Below are 218 nucleotides of genomic sequence, written 5' to 3' on the forward strand. Positions count from 1 at the left end.
GTAGTAGCTTAGCGATTTCCGCCACCGTGCTGCCCGTCGTGACCACATCATCCAACAAAGCAACATGCCGACCCATCAAGGGTTCATTGCAGCGGAATGCACCGTGCAAATTGCGCCGCCGCACACGAGCCGTTAGGTGCTGTTGTGGTGCGGTTTTACGTACCCGACTCAGGGCCGCGGGGCGATAGTCGCACCCTAACCAGTAGGCCAAAGGCCGT

At 59.2% G+C, this 218-nt stretch carries 1 pseudogene; it reads right to left on the reverse strand.

The annotated features are described in order from the left end of the window. A pseudogene (locus tag ACVBEQ_RS28115) lies at positions 1 to 218 on the reverse strand (DNA utilization protein GntX); the annotation flags it as partial.

The sequence above is a fragment of the Nakamurella sp. GG22 genome (assembly GCF_052976845.2).